19 protein-coding genes and 1 riboswitch are annotated in these 18,180 nt (G+C 55.0%); of the genes, 11 read left to right on the top strand and 8 right to left on the bottom strand.

The window, feature by feature from the left end; genetic code table 11:
- Window positions 1–243 precede the first annotated feature (243 nt).
- The 3 genes from ACDI13_RS12050 to gshA all read right to left on the bottom strand — a co-directional run bounded on the left by ACDI13_RS12050 (window position 244) and on the right by gshA (window position 4,932).
- The gene (locus ACDI13_RS12050; protein WP_316990220.1) at window positions 244–1,020 is read right to left on the bottom strand and encodes a class I SAM-dependent methyltransferase; all 777 of its coding nucleotides are present in this window, start codon (window positions 1,018–1,020) and stop codon (window positions 244–246) included.
- Window positions 1,017–3,071: a TonB-dependent receptor domain-containing protein gene (locus ACDI13_RS12055; protein ID WP_316990219.1), complete on the bottom strand. Its 2,055-nt coding sequence runs from the start codon at window positions 3,069–3,071 to the stop codon at window positions 1,017–1,019. Before ACDI13_RS12055 ends, ACDI13_RS12050 begins: the two co-directional genes overlap by 4 nt.
- A gap of 277 nt (window positions 3,072–3,348) precedes the next feature.
- Entirely contained in the window at window positions 3,349–4,932 is a 1,584-nt protein-coding gene (gene gshA / locus ACDI13_RS12060) for a glutamate--cysteine ligase (protein ID WP_316990218.1), read from the bottom strand.
- Window positions 4,933–5,126: 194 nt separating this feature from the next.
- Between gshA and ACDI13_RS12065 the strand changes: the two genes are divergently transcribed.
- Window positions 5,127–5,657, top strand: coding sequence for a hypothetical protein (locus ACDI13_RS12065; RefSeq protein ID WP_316990217.1), 531 nt, complete (start codon window positions 5,127–5,129; stop codon window positions 5,655–5,657).
- Here ACDI13_RS12065 and ACDI13_RS12070 read toward each other — a convergent pair.
- Window positions 5,587–5,862 (bottom strand): helix-turn-helix transcriptional regulator, encoded by a 276-nt coding sequence (locus ACDI13_RS12070; protein ID WP_316990216.1) that lies wholly within the window; start codon window positions 5,860–5,862, stop codon window positions 5,587–5,589. The genes ACDI13_RS12065 and ACDI13_RS12070 overlap by 71 nt on opposite strands.
- Before the next feature lie 203 nt (window positions 5,863–6,065).
- A riboswitch (SAM riboswitch) is annotated at window positions 6,066–6,144 on the top strand.
- On the opposite strand from ACDI13_RS12070, the gene ACDI13_RS12075 reads away from it, so the two are divergent.
- From ACDI13_RS12075 to ACDI13_RS12090, 4 genes are all read left to right on the top strand, one after another.
- Entirely contained in the window at window positions 6,134–7,378 is a 1,245-nt protein-coding gene (locus ACDI13_RS12075; protein ID WP_316990215.1) for a homoserine O-acetyltransferase, read from the top strand. (Overlaps the previous riboswitch by 11 nt.)
- A complete protein-coding gene (gene metW, locus ACDI13_RS12080) occupies window positions 7,375–8,010 on the top strand; it encodes a methionine biosynthesis protein MetW (RefSeq protein ID WP_316990214.1) in 636 nt (211 codons plus the stop codon). The genes ACDI13_RS12075 and metW overlap by 4 nt, the downstream gene beginning before the upstream one ends.
- A gap of 41 nt (window positions 8,011–8,051) precedes the next feature.
- Window positions 8,052–9,251, top strand: coding sequence for a muropeptide transporter (locus ACDI13_RS12085; protein ID WP_372373122.1), 1,200 nt, complete (start codon window positions 8,052–8,054; stop codon window positions 9,249–9,251).
- Between the two features lie 8 nt (window positions 9,252–9,259).
- Complete coding sequence (locus ACDI13_RS12090; RefSeq protein ID WP_094195444.1) at window positions 9,260–9,877, top strand: trimeric intracellular cation channel family protein; 618 nt, start codon at window positions 9,260–9,262, stop codon at window positions 9,875–9,877.
- A 20-nt stretch (window positions 9,878–9,897) separates the two neighbouring features.
- Here the strand turns inward: ACDI13_RS12090 and ACDI13_RS12095 are convergent, their stop codons facing one another.
- From ACDI13_RS12095 to ACDI13_RS12110, 4 genes are all read right to left on the bottom strand, one after another.
- On the bottom strand, window positions 9,898–10,632 hold the full coding sequence (locus tag ACDI13_RS12095) for an LrgB family protein (RefSeq protein WP_316990212.1): 735 nt from the start codon (window positions 10,630–10,632) through the stop codon (window positions 9,898–9,900).
- Window positions 10,632–10,982, bottom strand: a complete 351-nt coding sequence (locus tag ACDI13_RS12100) for a CidA/LrgA family protein (protein ID WP_316990211.1) — start codon at window positions 10,980–10,982, stop codon at window positions 10,632–10,634. The genes ACDI13_RS12095 and ACDI13_RS12100 overlap by 1 nt, the downstream gene beginning before the upstream one ends.
- A 146-nt stretch (window positions 10,983–11,128) precedes the next feature.
- Complete coding sequence (locus ACDI13_RS12105) at window positions 11,129–11,626, bottom strand: RidA family protein (RefSeq protein WP_316990210.1); 498 nt, start codon at window positions 11,624–11,626, stop codon at window positions 11,129–11,131.
- Window positions 11,627–11,718: 92 nt separating this feature from the next.
- Complete coding sequence (locus ACDI13_RS12110; protein ID WP_094195448.1) at window positions 11,719–12,096, bottom strand: RidA family protein; 378 nt, start codon at window positions 12,094–12,096, stop codon at window positions 11,719–11,721.
- A gap of 117 nt (window positions 12,097–12,213) precedes the next feature.
- Here ACDI13_RS12110 and ACDI13_RS12115 point away from each other — a divergent pair, with 117 nt between their 5' ends.
- From ACDI13_RS12115 to ACDI13_RS12140, 6 genes are all read left to right on the top strand, one after another.
- A complete protein-coding gene (locus ACDI13_RS12115) occupies window positions 12,214–13,095 on the top strand; it encodes a phosphorylase (protein WP_316990209.1) in 882 nt (293 codons plus the stop codon).
- Window positions 13,096–13,432: 337 nt separating this feature from the next.
- Entirely contained in the window at window positions 13,433–14,212 is a 780-nt protein-coding gene (locus ACDI13_RS12120; RefSeq protein ID WP_316990208.1) for a helix-turn-helix domain-containing protein, read from the top strand.
- Window positions 14,213–14,547: 335 nt separating this feature from the next.
- Window positions 14,548–14,685 carry a hypothetical protein gene (locus ACDI13_RS12125; protein ID WP_316990207.1) on the top strand — a complete coding sequence of 46 codons (138 nt, stop codon included), beginning with the start codon at window positions 14,548–14,550 and terminating at the stop codon, window positions 14,683–14,685.
- Between the two features lie 184 nt (window positions 14,686–14,869).
- Window positions 14,870–15,682, top strand: a complete 813-nt coding sequence (locus ACDI13_RS12130) for a winged helix-turn-helix domain-containing protein (protein WP_316990206.1) — start codon at window positions 14,870–14,872, stop codon at window positions 15,680–15,682.
- Between the two features lie 511 nt (window positions 15,683–16,193).
- Window positions 16,194–17,891, top strand: coding sequence for a sodium:solute symporter family protein (locus ACDI13_RS12135; protein WP_316990205.1), 1,698 nt, complete (start codon window positions 16,194–16,196; stop codon window positions 17,889–17,891).
- Between the two features lie 32 nt (window positions 17,892–17,923).
- Window positions 17,924–18,046 (top strand): putative transporter small subunit, encoded by a 123-nt coding sequence (locus ACDI13_RS12140; protein WP_316990204.1) that lies wholly within the window; start codon window positions 17,924–17,926, stop codon window positions 18,044–18,046.
- Window positions 18,047–18,180: the final 134 nt, after the last annotated feature.

The following is an 18,180-nucleotide window of genomic DNA, read 5'->3' on the forward strand; positions in this document are numbered from 1 at the left end:
CAAAAAAGAGATGTCCATCTGTATTTGTATGTTCAGCCTTTGTCTGGAGGTGAGAGCAAGGTGTTATCAGGTCAATCAGCTAGAGAGGATGACTGAAGCAAGCAGGGCCGTACCTGATAAGAGAACACGGAGCCAGGTGGCGCTTCGGGGGGCTTGCTACGACACGGTGTGTGGCAGTGGAGTATTGAAAAAGATAAAGGGGAGGGGCTGATAAGGCCCCTTTATTTTGTACGGCGGTCTGGTTTAAATAGCTTCGGCACAAATCACATAGTCATGACCATGACGCAGACCTCCCAAGGTCTGATTCAAGGCCAGGGCTTGCTTGCGCAGGGCCTGGACATGCTCGGACAAGGCCAGGGCCAGGTTGCGGTCCTTCAGACGGCGCAGACGCCCGTCACACATATCCAGTTGACCGTGAATGAAGCTGTCGCCATAACGAATGCCAAAGCGTTGCGCATCCACACAACGGTAGCCGGACTGCCGCAAATGACGCAGTACCCAGTCCATCGGGTATTCGCGATACGGGCGCTCGCCTGCCAGTAGCAGGCAGGCATCGCGTAAACGGCCTATTTCCACAATCAATTTGCCCGCCGGGTCCGTGCTGCTATAGGGCACGTAAGGCTCCAGACCAATAATGTAGAGACGCTGGCCGGTAAGCGGCCGCAGGCGGCTGAACAGTTGGTCCTGGGTGTAGGGGGCAAAGCCGTCTATGGCACCGAGTAGATAGTCTGCCAGAACCGTATCAAAGCGTTCGCCTTGTAGAAACTCCGGGTCGCTCCAGTTGCCCACCAGCAGACGGTCCTCGGGACGTTTCTGATCGCCCAGCTCATGGGTCACCTGTTCGGCCATACCGGGGGAGGCGGTAATGGCCGTCCAGCGTTCGGTGTCCAGTGTCAGCAACCAGCGCAGCGAGCCTTTGCCGGTGCCGGCATCCAGAAAGTTGCCCCAGGGACGGTCGCCCTGCATGTCGGCCACGATCTGGTAGAGACGGCTACCGGTGTGTAGGGCGGTCTTGCTCAAAACTCCACCTGTATCCCAGCCAGAATGTTGCGTCCCATCAAGGGGGCCTGACGGGCAATAAAGGAGGTGTGACGGTAGGCCAACTTGTTCAGCAAGTTATTTCCTCTCAGGTACAGGGTGTAGGTGTTCTGGTCCATATGCAGGCGGTAGCTTAAACCCATGCTGAGCAAACCGTAGGACGGTGAACCTTCTTCATGTTCAGCGACGCGGTTTTGGGCGAAGGTATGGGTGTAACCCACAAAACCGGACCAGTTCTGCCAGTTCAGATCCGTGCGAATGCCCAGGCGGGCGGCAGGCATGCGAGGCAGGTTGCGGCCGGGATCTTGCAGTTTACCGCGCACCAGATCGCCATATACGCTGACCGAGGCCCAGGAAGTGACGGGATAGGAGGCCTCGGCTTCCAGGCCCCAGAATTGGGCTTTGTCCTGGCTGTATTGAATCAACTGGAAGTCTTCGTGACGGTCCAGGCTGCGGCCATAAATGTAGTTTGAGCTGTGTGTGTAGAAGGTACGCAGATCAAAGCGCAGATCGCCCAGATGTTTTTGCAGGCCCAGATCAACCGTATGGCTGGTCTCACGATCCAGATTCGGGTCGCCGCGCTCATAGCTGAGCGTGGCAAAGTGTACGCCTTTGGCGAATAGCTCCTGGGCGGTGGGCAGGCGTTGCGAACGGGAAATGGACAGGCTGGCCGCGTACTCAGGGGCAAAGTCCCAGACAGTACCCAGGGAGAAGGAGGTGGCCGTGCCTTTGCGGCGCTCCAGCGTTTGCGAGTCAGGGGAGACGGTTTGCCATTCCTGACGCGCACCCAGCTCCAGACGCCAATCGTCCCAGTTCACGCTTTCCAAGAGGAACAAGCCATGGCTGCGAGTTCGGGTAGGTGGGATGAAGTTTTCTGTGCCATCGCGGGACGCAAAGTCAGACTGGCTGGTCTGCAGGCCGATCACGCCTTCGAAGGGCCCCCAAGAATCGTGCTCCAGCTCCAGGCGGGTGTCGTAGCCACGATTGGTAAAGCGAGTGCCCGCTATATCACCATCTTTTTCTACGTGCTGGTAGTCGGTGGCACCGGCTCGCAGGCGAGCACGCTTGAAGCCGGGTAAAGGATCGCGCAATTCGCCGCGTATATCGAAGCGCTGGGTGCGCAGGTGAGCCGTGGCCGAGTGATCATGGTCATGATCGTGATTGTGCCCGTGATCGTGGTCATGGCCGTGGTCATGACCATGGCCGCCACAATGCAGGGTGGCACCGTGTGGGTGGCAGTCCTCATATTCATGGCTGTGACCGGGCAGGCCGTAGCTGCCCTCGCGGTAAGAGTAAGCCGCACCTATATAACCACGGTCGCCAATAAAGGACAGACCGATGCTGCCGGTGTCCGTGCTGGAGTCCGAGTCCTTGACCCGGCTGTCAGTCCAGTTGGGGACGCGATAGTCGCGGCTGCGGTGCGAGGCTCCTTCCACATGCAAGGCGATATTGCCTTCACCCGCTGTCATTTCCACTGCGCCGATTCTGCCACGGTCCGCTGTGGAGCCTTGGGCGCGCACCGAGCCTTCAAAACCCTTTTCGGGGATGGCCGTAGGGATTTTGCGGTCCAAGACATTGACGACACCGCCAATGGCACCACCGCCGTAAAGCAGGGCGGATGGGCCGCGCAGTACCTCAATGCGGTCTGCCAGCCAGGTGTCGACTGTGATGGTGTGGTCGGGCGAGATGGCCGAAGCATCCATGACCTCCGCACCATCGCTTAAGACTTTGACGCGGGGAGCGGTCTGGCCGCGAATGACAGGGCGGCTGGCGCCGCTACCGAAGCTGTCTACATGAATGCCGACCTCACCGTCCAGCAACTCACCCAAGGTGCTGCTGCGGCGCAAATCCAGTTTGGGGCCTTGCAGGACCGTGCTGGCGGTGGCCAGTTCTGTTTGTCGCAAGGCCAGGGGGCTGGCGGAGATCCGGATAGGGGCCAGTTCTGGGACAGCTTCTTCAATTTCATTGGCTTGGGCAGAGGCACACAAAATCAGAGCCAGGGCTAGTGGCAGGGGACGGGGTTGGAAACGCATCTCATCTTCCAGTTGATTAATTTTCGATACGTTATAACATAACAATAATTTTTGGGTTTAGTAAAAGAAACCCTTTCAGGCCAAAGGGGCTTGGCTAGGTTGATACAATCGCAGGCCGGCAAGCGTGCAGGCGTTGGCTGGAGCTGATACGTCTTGTGAACTCTGCGGGTGTGATGAAGTAACGGTGGCGATATCGACTATCGCTCTGTTGAGGGGCAGAACAAGGGCCAAGCTGTCACGATGTGGAATAAAAAACCGCCCCGTAGGGCGGCTTGGCTTAGCTGTTGTTCACGGCGGGTGGAATCAGATTGCGCTCGTAGCGATGGACGTAGTCCTCAAAGGACTCCTGGTCTTGCGCTTCGATATCAAGCTGGGCTTGCACAGACTCTTGAGCCTGTTGCTCGAAGGCGGCTTGCTTGGAGGCAGACAAAGGATGGGCCAGCAAGGTTTCGTGATGCTCGCGGCTGCGTTGCAAGGCGTAGTCGTGAAAGCTCAAGCCGGTTTCACGTAACTGGTTTAGTAACTGGGCAGACGGAGTTAGCTCTGGGTTCTCCAGCTTGCGGATTTGGGCTTGTACGGCTTCTGTGTGACCTTGGGTATTCAGGGCCTGATCCAGCATTTGTGCGTAAGGCAGCAAGGATTCCAGAATCTCGTGGCCCCAGTCTTGCAGGCTGACGCTTTCTTTTTGCTGATTGGTCAGCATCAGGCCTGGGCGGCGGCCTTCGCGCACAACAGTGGCAAAGTTGTTTTTGCTGTCCTGGCAGTAGCCACCATCCGGGAAGAAGGGGCTGTCTTGTATGGTACAGAACAGCAGGAACGTATCCAGGAAGCGGCAGGTTTGCTCGGAAATGCCGGTGGGCGATTCTGGGTCGATATCCAGGCAGCGTACTTCGATATATTCCACACCGCGTTGGGCCAGGGCGGTGGCTGGACGTTCGCTGCGCTGCGTTGTGCGCTTGGGGCGAATGCTGGAGTAGTACTCGTTTTCAATCTGCAGAATATGGGTGTTGAGCTGAATCCACTCGCCATCGCGGTGGGTGCCCAGCTTTTCGTAATCCGGCCAAGGGGTCACGGCAGCGTGATACATGCGCATCACAAAGGTGTCCAGGTCGTTGTAGCAAAGCTGAAGCTCGGCTTGGGCTTCCTTGTTGTGATAGCCCAGATCACTCATGCGCAGGCTGGTTGCCCAGGGCATGGTCAGTGTGTCGTCGTCGATCTTGTCCAGATTGTTGCTACGACCTTGCAGGAAGTTCGCATCCAGCACGGGCGAGGCACCAAACAAGTACATCAACAGCCAGGAATAGCGCGTGAAGTTGCGGATCAGTGCCAAATACCCGTTGGATCGCTGGTCTTGCAGATTGTCGCCACAGACGTTTAACAAGGGCCAGATACCATCAGGCAAGGAAAAGTTGTAATGCACCCCGGCAATGCATTGCATGGGTTTGCCATAGCGTTCAGCCAGACCACGGCGGTACACATGCTTGAGCATGCCCGTGTTGGATTTGCCGTACCAGGCAATGGCAATATCTTGTTCGGCGGGCAGCAGCGCAGGCATGGACTGGTTCCAGATTATTTCCTGGTCCAGTTTGCCGGCGACAAAGGTGTGGATGTCGGTCAGTTCTTGCAACACGTCCTCGACCCGGGCTTGCGGTTCGGTGATCAGCTCCAGCAGGGCCTCGGCGTAGTCGGTTGTGATGTGGCCGTTGGTCAGGGCCGACCCAATGGTTTTGGGATGGGGGGTCGCTGCCAATTGGCCCAGCGCATCAACGCGCAGTCCTTCTTTTTCGATGCCGCGCAAGATTCCCTGCAAAATCTCGGGATTCTGTTGCAGGGCAAGGCGACGTTCGTGGCTGGTGTTCATGGTGGTGTTTCCCACTTTCGAAATCGGGTGCAAGATACGGGACTGTTCAAAGGGGCTGGGCCCCGTCTATAAATAGTAGTCCGACCACACTTGCTTTGTTAAGTTGCGCCAAACGGCGTATTGGGCAGGGCGAGTATAAGGCGGCTGTTCAGCCAGCCGATGAAAAGCATGAAACGGGATACGGGATTAGTACCATGACGATCAGGCGCATTATCGCGATACTGGCGGCCTTCTTGACCTTGGCCGCCTGCAGTCCGGAGTTTAACTGGCGCAAGGTTCAGCTTGAACACACTGGCCTGTCGGTCATGTTGCCTGGCAAGCCTACCACCAGTCACCGATTGCTGGATTTCGAGCAGCATCAACTGGATTTTTACCTCACTACCGCGACGGCGGGTGGACAAAGCTATACCGTAGGCCATGTGATTTTGCCCATGGAGCTGCAACAGGACGAGGCTGCCCGCCAACGCCTGTACGAGGCGCTGCACGATTCTTTGCGCGGGAAATTCATACCAGATGGGCAGGTCAGCGAGAAAAGCCAGGTACAACTGCCACCACCAGGTCAGGTGTTTTTCATGACGCGCGATGTGGGGGGCGTAGCCTTGCGCCTGGAGGCCATGATCCGCATGGAGCCAGGCTGGATAGTGCAGGGCTTTGTTATGACGGACTCCGGCAAGGCCCCGGACGCGGCTCAGGCAACGGTTTTCTTTGACGGCTTAGCTCGCTAGCGGGATCGCCGCTGATCAGGCGCTGCTGCAAAGCCAGGGTAATGGCCGCTTGGCGGCTGTAGACCCCAAGCTTGGCGTAGGCGTTCTGGAAGTGAAAGTTGATCGTGCGCTCAGTAATGCCCAGGATGATGCTGATTTCCCAACTGGTTTTGCCATGGGCGGCCCAGTTCAGGCAGGACTGTTCGCGTGAAGTTAAGTGCGTCACGGTAAAGCCATTCCTCATGCATTCGTGGTAAATGTCGGGCCAATGTACTCAAATTTAGCTTAGCTGGCAGACAGATTTACACGAAAATAATGATGTAAATCAAAGCACTGTATTTTTTCTGACGTTACCTTTGCCCAGAGTTCTGAATCGATCCCGGCTGGTCGATTTGGACGCCGCGCTGCAGCGATGCTAGAATTTTGCCTTATACGTTTTGCGCCGATTTGCCTGATCCGCTTGCGGGCGCTCCATAAATCCAGCTAAAGAGGTCCTGATGGCCACTGATTCCGTCCCTCGCGCCGATACTGGCGCCCTTAGCCCATCCTGCGGATTGATCCCCGAAGGTTCCGTGGGCCCTGTACAAGCCGAACTCATCGCCTTTGACGAACCTCTGCACCTGCGCAGCGGGCAAGTGCTGCCCAGCTACGAGCTGGCAGTCGAAACCTACGGCACCCTTAACGATGAACGCAGCAATGCGGTATTGGTGTGCCATGCACTCAATGCCTCGCACCACGTTGCCGGTTATTACGACGATGATCCCAAAAGCATAGGCTGGTGGGACAATATGGTCGGCCCCGGCAAAGCGGTGGATACCGATCGCTTTTTCGTCATTGGCGTCAACAATATTGGCTCCTGCTTTGGTTCTACCGGCCCGTCCAGCATCAATCCCGCCACAGGCAAACCGTGGGGCTCCGAGTTTCCTGTTCTGACGGTGGAAGACTGGGTTCGTGCCCAGGCCCGTTTGGCGGATTACTTTGGCATTCGCAAGTTTGCGGCCGTCATGGGGGGCTCTTTGGGTGGCATGCAGGCCCTGAGCTGGGCCATTAGTTGCCCCGAGCGTGTGGAGAACTGTGTGGTTATTGCCAGCACCTCGCGCCTGTCGGCCCAGAACATTGCCTTTAACGAAGTGGCCCGCAGCGCCATTTTGTCCGACCCGCAGTTTCACGGTGGTAATTACTACGAGCATGGTGTGGTGCCTAAAGCGGGTCTGGGTGTTGCCCGCATGGTGGGCCACATCACTTATTTGTCTGATACCGTGATGGCCGAAAAATTTGGCCGTAATCAGCGTGCGCCAGCTCAAGGCGGCGAATATCACTACAACTATGGCGTGGAATTCGAGGTCGAATCCTATTTGCGCTATCAAGGCGAGAAATTCTCGCGTTACTTTGACGCCAATACCTACCTGATTATCACTCGTGCGCTGGATTACTTTGACCCTTCGCGCCAGTCTCAGGGGGACCTGGTCAAGGCACTGGAAAAGGTGCTGGCCAAGTTCTTGTTGGTGTCCTTCACCACGGACTGGCGTTTCTCGCCCGAGTGTTCGCGTGAAATCGTGCAGGCTTTGCTGCGCAACCAGCGTCAGGTCACTTATGCTGAAATCGATGCCCCGCACGGGCACGACGCTTTCTTGCTGGAAGACCCTCGTTATCATGCCGTGGTGCAGGGGTACTATGACCAGATCGCCGCTAATTTGGGCTTGCCTGCGCGCACGCGCACAACAGGGGTGCTGGCTGAATGACTAAGCTGCAAACACAGGTGGATGCCGCCATGTTAAGACCGGATTTGCTGCGCATTGCGCAGTGGATTGAGCCAGGTTCGCGTGTGCTGGATCTGGGCTGTAACGATGGCACCTTGCTGGCGCATCTTCGTGATACGCGCCAGGTCGTCGGCACGGGCGTAGAGTTGAACGACCAGTTCGTGATCGCTTCGGTGCGTCGCGGCGTCAATGTCATTCAGCAGGACTTGGAAGAAGGTCTGGCGTTATTTAGCGACCAGCAGTTTGATACCGTTGTGCTGTCCAAAACCTTGCAATCCATGCACCATACCGAGCACATCCTGCGCGAGATGGCGCGGGTGGCGCGGTATGGTATCGTCTCGTTTCCCAATTTCGGTTATTGGCCGCATGGCTGGAGCATTTTGCGCGGACGCATGCCGGTTACCGGCGAAATGCCTTATCAGTGGTACAACACGCCCAACATCCATTTGTGCACCATGAAAGACTTTCAGGATCTGGCCCAGGCGGTGGGTGTACGTATTCTTGATCGTGCTGCATTCAATGGTCGCGATACGGTGCGCTTTTTGCCGGGCTGGCGCAGTACCTTGGCGATGTATCGTTTTGAGTCCCCCCATTTTCTTGCTGCTCAGCGTTAATAAGGTCTGACGTGTCACGTGTCTATACCAGTCCCCGAGTCTTGCCTTTGCTGATTCTGGGGTTTGCCAGCGGCCTGCCCCTGGCCCTGGTTTCAGGCACTTTGCAGGCCTGGGCAACGGTTGAAAATGTTTCGCTGACCGAGATTGGTTTCCTGACCCTGGTTGGCTCGGCTTATACGCTGAAATTTCTGTGGGCCCCCCTGATTGACCGCTACGCGCCGCCTTTTATGGGGCGCAGACGTGGCTGGATTCTGCTGACTCAGTTGTTGTTGGCCGCCTCGATTGCGGCCATGGGCTTGTTTTCCCCCTCGGTAAATCTGACCGCACTGGCTTTGCTGGCCGTGTGGGTGGCCTTTTTGTCAGCGACACAGGACATTGCCTTTGATGCCTATTGCACCGATGTGCTGCAAGCGCAGGAACGGGCAGCAGGGGCAGCGGTCAAGGTTATGGGCTACCGCATCGCCATGATTGTGTCCGGCGGTTTGGCTCTGATTCTGGCTGATCGCTGGTTGGGCTGGTCCAACACCTATTTCCTGATGGGCGGCTTCATGGCACTGTGTGCGCTGGTGACCTTGATTTCGCCGGATCCACAGGAGCAGAGCCGCCCGCCGCGCAATTTGTCCGAAGCCGTGGTTGCGCCTTTGGCCGATTTTTTCTCGCGTCCTGGCGCCTGGAGCATTCTGGCCCTGATCGTGCTCTATAAGCTGGGTGATGCCTTTGCGGGTGCCTTGTCCACCACCTTTCTGATTCGCGCGGCCGGTTTTACCTTGTCCGAGGTCGGCACCATCAATAAGGTGTTTGGCCTGGCAGCCACCGTGGTGGGGGCCTTGATGGGCGGGGCGATCATGGCCCGTCTGGGTCTGTATCGTGCCTTGATGATTTTTGGTGTGTTGCAGGCCGTCTCCAACCTGGGTTATTGGTTGATTGCGATTGAAACTGCGCCATCCATGTGGCTGATGGGCATGGTGGTTGGTCTGGAAAATCTGTGCGGCGGCCTGGGGACAGCGGCCTTTGTGGCTTTGCTGATGGCCCTGTGTAATCGGACGTACTCGGCCACCCAATTTGCGCTGCTGTCGGCTTTGTCGGCAGTGGGGCGTACGTATCTGGCAGGGCCTTTGACACCTGTGCTGGTCCAATCCCTGGGCTGGCCGGGCTTTTTTATTTGTACCGTTTTTATTGCTGTGCCTGGCTTGCTGATGCTGCGTTGTTATCGGGGTCTTCTTCAACAGCTTGATGCTTAAAAAATATCATGCTCTTACTTGTTCTCTACATTATTGCCATCACCGCTGAAGCCATGACCGCGGCGCTGGCCGCTGGCCGACGCGACATGGACTGGGTGGGGGTCTGTACCATCGCCTGTGTCACCGCCCTGGGCGGCGGCTCGGTGCGGGACGTGCTTCTGGGGCATTACCCGCTGACCTGGGTACAGCACCCGGAATACCTGTGGATTACGGCGGGTGCGGCCATCCTGACTGCTTTGATCGCTCCGATCATGCGGCGCTTGCACAGCTTGTTCCTGCTGCTCGACGCCATGGGACTGGTGGTCTTTACCGTGATTGGCTGCCAGATTGCGCTGGAGATGAAGCTACCGATTACGGTGGTGCTGCTCAGCGGCATGATCACCGGTTGTGCCGGTGGTGTTCTGCGCGACATCTTGTGCAATGACATCCCCTTGCTGCTACGCAAGGAGATGTATGCCAGCGTCTCCATGCTGACCGGCGCTTTGTATTTGGGTGCCCAGCATCTGGATTGGAACCCGTATGTGACCCTGTTGGGCCCGATGATTATCGGCCTGGGTTTCCGTATGCTGGCTTTGCACCGCAATTGGCAGATGCCCCGTTTCGTCTATCGGGACGAGTGGCGCTAGAGCCAGCCTGCTTTGCCTTGTCAGGCCACGCCTAAGCAGCGCAGGACTATAGGAACAAAGGGCACCAGAACCGCTGTCATGATGCCGTTCAGGCTCAGACCAATGGCGGAGAAAGCCCCAATCGTTTCGTGAACCTGCAAGGCACGGGCGGTGCCGATGGCGTGCGCGGTCACGCCCACTGCAAAGCCGCGGGCTTCGGGTCGATCAATACGCAGCAAGTTCAGCAGCGGGCGCGCCATGATGGTGCCCGCAATCCCGGTAATGGCAACCGCCACAGCAGCCAAGGAAGGCTGACCGTCAAATTGTTCTGCCAAGGCCATGGCAATCGGCATGGTGGCCGAGCGTGGGGCAACCGACATGATGGTTTCAATTGATCCGCCCAAAGCCCAGGCAATCAGGACCGTGCTGAAAATAGCGGTAACCGAGCCAATCAGCAGGGCAATGGTCAGCGGCTTCCAGATCTTGCGCAACTGACGCAGCTGGCTATAGAGCGGTACGGCCAGAGCCACCGTGGCTGGCCCAATCAGGAAGTGAATGAACTTGGCCCCTTCAAAATAGACGGGGTAGGGCGTGCGCGTCAGCAAGAGCAGGGACACAATCACAAGAACCGAGACCAGAATCGGTAGCAAAAAGGGGCTGCTGCCTGATTTGCGGTACATCCAGACCGAGCCTGCGTAGACCGAGCAGGTCAAGGTCAGCCACAACAGGGGCGAACTGGACAGAAAGACCCAGATTTCAAAAAGTCCGTCCGTCATTATTCTTCTTCCTGGCGGTTTTTAAGCAGGCGATTGAGCACCACGGCGGTGACCACCATGGTGATGACGGTGCCGCCCAAAGTGGCGATCAAGAAGGGCTGCCACTCCTTGGCGACTCGATCAAAATACAACATCACGCCGGTTACGGCGGGGATGAACAGCAGCATCAAGTTCTGCAGCATGACACTGGCTGTGCGCTCTAAAGAGGTTGGTACGCCGCCACGAATCAGCAAGGCAGCGGCCAGAAGCAGCATGCCTGCCAAAGGCCCTGGCAGCGGCAAAGACAGTGTCTGCACCAGGATTTCGCCTATTAACTGAAAGGCGAAAAGGGCAGTAATCGCGTAGATCATGAGAGAGTCCGTAAAGGCAACGAAAACGCCAGGCAGCAAGCCTGGCGCGGGTAAAGGGTCTGGCTAAGGGTGCTAGTGTGCCATACAAGACAGTCAGGCAATAGGCGTGTTGCTTATAAGGAATTGGCTATGGCAAGTGGTCTGTCTTACTGTTTGGCGGGCCCGGCTTTAGCACCTGCCCATGCTTGCACCTCGATTTCTACGTCAACACCACCGACCAGTTTGGCCTGTACCAAAGAGCGTGCCGGGAAGTGGCTACCCAGGCGTGCTGTATAGGCTTTATTGAATTGATCGTACAAGGCCATATCAGAGAGGTAAACCGTCGCTTTGACGACATGGCTGAGGTCTGCGCCGGCTAGCTTCAGGGTCTCTTCAATTCGGTCCAGCGTGGCATTGGTTTGGTCTTCAATGCTGCCGCGTATGATTTCGCCTTTCTCGTTCAGCGGGATCTGCCCCGACAGGAACAGAAAGTCTCCGGCTTGCACCGCGCGGGAAAAAGGCAGGTCCGAGTCGGCTAGAAAGCGTTTGATCGCTGTCGGTTCTGCCGTTTTTTCAGTATTGGCTGCGTAGGTGGCGGTGCTGGTGCCCAGACCTAGGACAGAGCAAACCAGTAAAGTGTGACGGGCCGAAGCAAAAAAACGCATCAGGATTCTCCTTGGACTCGGGAAATTCAGTGTGCCATATCCAAGACCGGGTAGCGTGAATTTGTGTGAAGGCCCGTCAGTCTGAAGGCCGTTTAGGCGCGATCGCCCAGCCAGGCCTGCACTTCAATTTCTACGTCCACGCTTTTGGCCAGCTTGGCCTCAACCAGGGAGCGGGTAGGCAGAGTGTCGCCAAAGCGTTCGGCATAGACTTTGTTGAAGTCGGCAAACAAGGCCATATCGGATAGCCAGACCGTGGCTTTGACGACATCAGCCAGGGTGGCGTCAGCCAGAGCCAGGCCTTCGATCAGGCGGTCAAACACGGCGTGGGTCTGGTCCTGGATGGAGCCGCGCACCACTTCACCTTGGGCGTCGTAAGGAATCTGGCCGGACAAGAACAGAAAGCCGCCAGCCATGGTGGCACGCGAGAAAGGCAGTGGTAGTGGGCTGGCAATACGGCGGATACCGGACATGGAGTACTCCTGATAGAGGTGGTGGGAAATGTGCACTAGGCAGCAATGCGCGTTTACTCGCGTCTCTTGCCTACAATAAGGCGTCACTATACAACTTCAAATGAGGAGCGAGACGACGTGAGCAAGGAAATTTTGCAACGCCTGGACCAACTAAGCCAGGCCGCGCTGGCCAGCGGTGACTTGTTGCCGGTGCAAGCTCAGGAAGAGCTAATGCATGATCAGGGGCTGACATTTTTTGTGCGTTGGGTATCCACTCTGGCGGCCAAGGATGCCGCCAGCGTCTCGATTCCGGGTGGGCCGCGCGACCCCAACTTCAACCCTTTTCTACCACCTGCTCCGGTATTGACCGTAGACGATGCCAGCAACACGCACAATATTGTGCTGAACAAATTTGCCGTCTGTGATTTGCATCTGGTGCTGGCCGACAAGGTGTTCTCTGAGCAGCTCAGTCCGCTGCGTGATATTGATTTCCGGGTTTTGGCGGATTTTCTGGCCTTGCAGGGTGGTTTGGGCTTTTACAACGGTGGTGGCCCGGCAGGTGCCAGTCAACGTCACAAACATACGCAATGGATTCCGCCGGCGGATAGCAACGGTTCGCTGGCTTTGTATCTGGACAAACTCCCTGTTAAGGCTGCGGTGGGCAGTGTGCATCAACATCCCGCGTTGGCCTTCGAGCACTGCTTTGTTCGTTTGGTGGACACGTCTGACCCAGTGGCCTTGAGTGGCAGCCTTTTGAATTCTTATTGCTTGGCGTGCAATGAGTTGGGGTTGATTCCCGGACAGGACGGATTGTTGCCGCCTCATAACATGCTGGCTGGCCAGGGATGGATGCTGGTCGTGCCACGTAGTGTGGAGCTGGTAGACGGGATTTCGGTCAATGCCTTGTCGTATGCAGGCTGCATCTATGTGCGTACACCCGAACAAATCGACCTGGTACGCCAAATTGGCCCATTGGGCGTTTTAGCGCAGGCGGGCTATGCTGATGCGCTTAATCCTTGAGTTCTGACCCTGATTGATCTGATGAACCCCGCTGCGGCGGGGTTTTTATTTGTCTGTTTGTGCGATTAAGTATTGTTTTGAATCTTAATTTACTAATTTGAAACAAAAGAAAAATATTTGAATGTAATGCAGCTTTTTTTTCGCATCTTTGCATTGTAAGACAAGGTTTAATGGATTTCGGAGGAAATAAAACGAAATAATGTAACTTTTTATATGGAAATAAATGGAAATATAAAGCTCAAGAAAATTAGAGAATTATTTGTAAGTGTTTTTAATAATTAGAATTGGCCCCAGCTTGGAATAGAACAAACTTATTTGCCCCATAGGTGGATTGTTTATGCATGCCTCGTCTGAAGCTCATATTTTGCTTATTGCTCCAGAACCTGCTGGCATAGCCGATTTACTGGCTTTGTTACGCGCTAGTTTTGCTCGTATTAGTTTTGCACTGAATGCGCAGCAGGGCCTGGCACGTTGTCAGTTCTTACGGCCTGATTTTGTGTTGAGTGAGTACAACTTGCCAGGTTTGCGGGGCGACGCATTGATGCGGATGTTGCGTGCCAACCCTCAAACTGCTTCCATTCCAGTGGTGTTCCTATCAGCAGGCTCGTGTGCGGATAGCCAGCTCATGGCTTTGCGTAGTGGCGCTCGTGATTTCATTACGTACCAAACCCATGTGCAATTGGTGATAGAGCGTATTCGCCTACATCTGGGTTTGAAGGAGATGAACGTAGTTCAAGAAGAACCTAGTAAAAACAAGGAATGGGAAGCTTCCCCCCGTTCCTCTGGTCAGCATTGCCTGGTTGACGCAGTACAGCAGCACGTGCGGGACAATCTGTCGGATTATTTGACGACCGAAAGCTTGGCGGAGACGTTTGGAATAACGGCTCGCCGCCTGAACGAGCTTTTTAAAGAAAGTGGGGGGCTGACCGTTCGTGATTTTGTGTACTCCAGCCGCATGCGTTATGCCATGTACTTGCTCAGGCAAACAGAGATGGCCATCACTAACGTGGCGGTCGAATCTGGCTACGTGAGTCCGGCCAATTTTGCGACCGCATTTCGCCGATATAGCGGCCTGTCCCCATCAGCCTACCGACGGCACAAGAATTTTAATATTTAAAACAAAAATGAAATAAACGGTTTATCAAGGCGTTTTTTGCAGTGATTCAAACAGGTTTTGCATGAATTCAAAAGAAATTAAAAAAAAATAGTAAGAAAATAAAAAACCAAATAATAGTGAGGGTTTGGTAGGCATTTATTTTGATGGGGCAAATTATCTTCATGGCAGGGTAGGGGGATTGCACTTGAAAGCTCTCTTGGGTCAGTCCAATACAAGATTGTCAAGGAAGGAGTGTGGCGAATTGCGCTTGTGTGCAAAGAGATGATGAACAGAGTTTATAAATCGGTTTTAAACGAAAAAACGGCAACATCTAGGGTGGTTGGGGAAAGTCCAAGATGCACAGTACACGGAGTTTGGGCGGCACTTGCGACAGCCGCACGGTGTTGGAATGGGTGCTGAGCTTGAGCTTGAGCTTGAGCTTGCGGGACCGTGCCACCCTTGTTCAACAGATTCTTGGCGAGACCTTTGTTTGACAGCGGGCCGCAAGATCGCACTGACCGAAAGGGGTGGGACGGTTTCAGTGACTTTGAATTCTGATCTCCACACGAATTCCTTGATGACCCCGTTCCTGGTCAAGGCAGCCAGTGGCGAATTGACCGGCCAGTCCAAGGGTAAAAAACATAAAGTGCCTAGTTTGGACCCACAAGGGTGAGGACTATGACGGTAGAACGAATGTTTCTGTTACATAACGACAAGGCTAGTTTGCAGCAGATCGCCATGGAGTCGGAGCAGTGGGGCGTAAAGGTAAAGACGGTAGAGACGATAGAGCAATGCCTGTCCTTGGCGCATTCGATCGGGGCGGAGATGGTATTTGCCCTGGTGTGTCAGGCAGAGAAAATTTTTTGGTATATCAATCGCTTACGGATGGATTTTCCTGCGGCAGGCGTCATTGTGGTGCGGCGTGACAAGATGGCTGGCCTGGAGCGAGGGCATTTGTTGCTTGCTGGGGCTGATGCCTGCTTTGACCAAGATGCCTTGCCAGTAGAAGTGGTCGCTTGCGTGCAGGCCTTGCGACGTCGTGGATATGCCTTGCAGCAAAGCTTGCGAACTGATCTGGCAGAGCCTGTTAGTGCGGGGCTGTTGTCTCAAAAAACAGAGTTGGAGCCGGAGCTGCAACGATGGGATTTGATGGAGAACGGTTGGACTTTGCTTACACCACGGGGGCACTCGGTCATGTTGACGCGCGGTGAGCGGCGTATTGTGCAGGTCCTCTTTGCAGTCAGTCCCCAAACCGTAGAGCGTGATCGCTTGTTTCCTCTGGAAGAGGGGCGGGAGGCAACTGTCCGGTCTGTGGACGTTTTGATCAGTCGCTTGAAACGAAAATTAACGATGATGGGCGAGGAGCTGCCCATCCGCTCGGTGCGTGGGGAAGGCTACGCATTTGTAGGCAAAGTACCCGAGGTCTGCCAAGAACTGGCTCGTGCCAGCTTGAGCACTGATGAGGTCTACGAGAGCATTGAAAAGAGCTGAAAAGCCCTTTCTCGATGCTGAAACAGCATGATATAGACCCTAAAATTTTAAATATGTATAATTGATCGCTCTGGTTCATTGAATCAGCTTCTCGAACCGACCGTTCAGGTGCGACAAAATTGCATAAAAAAATGGCGGTCCGTTCTTCAACAGGTTGTTGCACAACAACCCGGCTTTAGCCCGAAACACCTTGCCCGACCCTTGGGTCGCGGAACAACCAGCCGACTGTCTCGCACGACATCGGCCTGCAACAGAGCGGCTTGTCTCTGGCCATGTTTATTTGCTGTAAGGCCCGCAGACTTGCCGTAATGTGAGGCACTTTGCGCTGTGTCTTGCTTTTTCTCGCTTTGGCTTGTGTCAAGGGCGGAGGCGTTTGTGCGCGCGTTCGGTTCGGGTGTTTGGGTTCTGGTCCTGGGATCGGTGCCGCCCAGCGCGTTACTGCGGAATCGGCACGCATGCGAGTGAGAGCTGTTTTGCAAGCGGCTATTGCGCAGACGAGAAAGGGAAAGACATGCAAGAGGCGGAGTTTTTTACGCTTTCAACCACAACGGCCATATTGTTGCTGGTTGGCTTTTATGGTGCGACATTCCTGATGTCCATCATGATCGGTCAAAAGAAAGAAAACGTAGATGGGTACATGGTATCCAACAGTGCGGTGGGATTTGGCCTGGCAGCGGCCAGCATGATTGCCACCTGGATATGGGCCGCGTCGTTTTACGCCAGTGCGACCTCGGGTTTTAAGTATGGTTTATCTGGCCCTCTGCATTACGGGCTATGGGGGGCCTTGATGATTTTGTTCATCTACCCCTTTGGGCGACGTTTTCGCCAACTGGCCCCGCAGGCACATACGTTGGCCGAGGTGCTGCACGCACGGCATGGCTCGTCCAGTCAGATGATTATGGCGATTTCCAACGTGGTAGGCAGTGGTATCAGCCTGATGGTGAATTTCACCGCCGCGGGTGCGTTGGTCTCGGTCCTTAGCCCTTTGACTTTTATTCAAGGTGTGCTGATTGCGGGTCTGGGCGTGCTGTCCTACACCTTGTGGTCAGGTTTCCGTGCCTCGGTGATGACAGACTTTGCTCAGTTGGTTGCCATGATTTTGTCGGCCGTCGTCATTATTCCGCTGATTTTCTTTAACGCTGGTGGCACAGAGATGATTCAGGCCAATTGGTGGCGTCTGGATTCCGAGCAAGCCAACTTTTATTCGACCAAGGCTATTTTGGAGCAAGGTGCGCCGTATTTTGTGGCCGTACTGGCTTACGCGATTGGTAACCAGACGATTGCCCAACGCCTGTTTGCGGTGCGGGAAGATCTGATCAAGCCCACTTTCCTGACGGCCACTATTGGTTATGGTGCGGTTGTGATTGGTTTGGGCATGTTGGGTCTGCTGGCCTTGTTCACCGGCTTGCAGCCTGTTAATGGCAATATGAACAATATCATCCCGCAGATGGCGTCCACTTATCTGCCGCCAGTTGGCATTGCCTTGTTTTTCGTCCTGGTGGTGGGCTCCCTGTCTTCCACAGCAGACTCGGACTTGGCCGCCTTGTCAGCCATTGTGATGACGGATATTTACGCCAAAAACATTGCCCGTGGTCGTCCCAAACCCGCTCGCATGCTGTGGTGGGGCCGTGCCACTATGGTTGTTGCCACAATGGTGGGGGTGATCTTTGCCAGTTTGCGTCTCGATATTCTGGTGATGCTGGTGTTTGTTGGGGCCTTGTGGGGCGCAATTGTGTTCCCGGTTATCGCCAGTTTTTACTGGGATCGTGTTACCAATAAAGCGTTTACCTGGTCGGTTCTGTGCGCCGTTGTGCTGTTTACGATTGTGCGCTTTGAGCTGGTTCCCATCGAAGGTGTGGTGGCCTTGTTCTACGAAGTGACCGCATCGATTGGCGGTGGTGTCGTTGCTGGTTTGATGACCTTTGCGTTTTTCCGCAGCCGTATTGCCATTGCAATTGGGGTGATGGCGACCGCTATCTTGCTTCCTAATTTCATTGGTTTTCTACGTGAGTACATTGTTTTACTGGGGTCCTTGACGGCTTACGGTGTCAGTGCCGTGGTGTGTGTGGCAATCAGTTTGCGTAGTCAGGAACGTTTTGATTTTTCTGTACTGGCCCAGCGCGTGCAGTCCTTTCACTACGATGACAAGTCGGTGTCGGGTAAGAAGCAGCGTGAATTGAAGGGTGAACCGGCTTCGGCCCGAGCTTGAGCGCACGATAGAAAAACGCAAAGGAGAATCTTATGTTGATGACGATTTACTTTATGATCTGGCCTGTCATATCGGCCATCATTCTGGCCTTGCTGGTTGGTAACCTGATTCGGGATTGGCGCAGGGCCCGCAAGACCGGCCAGTCCATGGTCTAATGAAAAATCGCCCCGTCTTGTAAAAAACGGGGCGATTTTTTAGGGCGTTAGAGCAAGCACGCTTGACGCTATTTGTCGCTTATGCCGCCCAGAGTGCAAAGACGTGCTGTGACCTTTGACACAATTGGGCTCTT

It is taken from the genome of Alcaligenes faecalis (assembly GCF_041521385.1).
Lineage (GTDB): Bacteria > Pseudomonadota > Gammaproteobacteria > Burkholderiales > Burkholderiaceae_B > Alcaligenes > Alcaligenes faecalis_E.